1 protein-coding gene is annotated in these 1,602 nt (G+C 69.5%); it reads left to right on the forward strand.

Translation table 11 applies throughout. From position 1 onward, the window contains the following. Positions 1–1,565 (forward strand): IS1182 family transposase (locus ACFYY6_RS38295; protein ID WP_389197771.1); only part of this gene is annotated, 1,565 nt, incomplete at its 5' end. Positions 1,566–1,602: the final 37 nt, after the last annotated feature.

Genomic DNA, 1,602 nt, shown 5'->3' on the forward strand with positions numbered 1-1,602 from the left:
TCGCCGACTGGTATCCGCGTGACGGTCGCCCGGGGCTTTCGCCCGCTCAGCTGGCCACCGTCTGTGTGCTCCAGTTCCTGCTCGGTCTGTCGGACCGGCAGGCAGCCGAGGCAGTTCGCTGCCGCATCGATTTCAAGTACGCGCTGGCCATGGAACTGGACGATCCCGGCTTCCACCACAGCGTGCTGTCCGACTTCCGCGACCGTCTCACCGAGGACGGCCGAGCCGACCGTCTCCTCGACCTCGCGCTCACGCGTCTGAAGGAAGCCGGTCTCGTCCGCGAGCGCACCACCCAGCGCACGGACTCCACCCACGTCCTGGCCGCGGTGCGCGACCTGACCCGGCTGGAACTGGTCACCGAGGCGGTCCGCGCCGCGCTGGAAGAGCTGGCCGGCACAGCTCCGCACCTGCTGGCCGGCCTGGTCGACGAAGAGTGGGGGCGCCGCTACGGCCGCCCGGTCCGTCTGGGCAAGAACCCCACCCGCCCCAAGACCAGGATCCTCGCCACCGGCAACGACGCCGTCCGGCTGATCGAGCACCTCGGGCAGCACGGGCCGAAACGCCTGTCCGGTCCCCGCATCCAGGCCCTGCGGCAGATCATGGTGCAGAACTACTACCGCGACGGGACAGGCCGCCTGCGCTGGCGCACGGCCGAGGACGGCGGCCTGCCGCCCTCGGCCGTCGCGGTCGTCTCGCCCTACGACGCAACCGCCCGCTACGCACGTCGCGGACACGTCACCCGTTGGAGAGGGTTCATCGCACATCTCACCGAGACCTGTGATCCTGACGGCGTCAACGTGATCACGGATGTGGCCACCACCGACGCCACCGGCTACGACGCGAAGGCTCTGCCCGGCATCCATACCCGGCTCAAGCGCCGCGGGCTGCTGCCCGCCGAGCACCTGGTCGACGGCGGCTACACCTCCCTGGTCCATCTGGAACAGGCAGCGCGCGAACACCAGGTCACGGTCACCGGGCCACTGCCGGTCAACACCACCCGTCAGAACCGCAGGAACAACGGCTTCGGCCGTGATGACTTCCGCATCGACTTCGACCGCCGGCAGGTCACCTGCCCGCAGGGCGAGACCAGCGCGGGATGGCACGGCCCCTATCCGACCTCCTCGCCCACCGCGGCACCTTTGATCGTGGCACGGTTCACCAAGAGCCAGTGCCGCCCCTGCCCGGTCCGCACCCGCTGCACGACCACTGCCGACAGTGCCCGGAGCGTGGGCTTTCCCCCGCGAGAACTCCGTGACCTGCAACTCCGCGTCCGCGCAGAGCAGCAGACACCCCAATGGCAGGCCCGCTACGCGGTCCGCTCCGGAGTCGAAGGCACCATCAACGAACTCGCCCACGGACACGGCATGCGCCGCTGCCGCTACCGGGGACAGCACAAAGCCCACTTACAGCACGTGTTCACAGCCATCGCCGCGAACATCGAGCGCCTCAGCCGACGGCCGCCGACCGGAGAAGCACCCCCGTCGCGGCCGCCGACCGCCTTCCAGATCTTCCTGGACCAGCACGAGATCCCCCGGCCGAGGTCTTGGCGATCCGCCAGAGACTGAGCAGACGACACCAAGATCCCCGACAGAGTCAGCCCTT

Source organism: Streptomyces sp. NPDC001750, from assembly GCF_042892615.1.
Classification (GTDB): domain Bacteria; phylum Actinomycetota; class Actinomycetes; order Streptomycetales; family Streptomycetaceae; genus Streptomyces.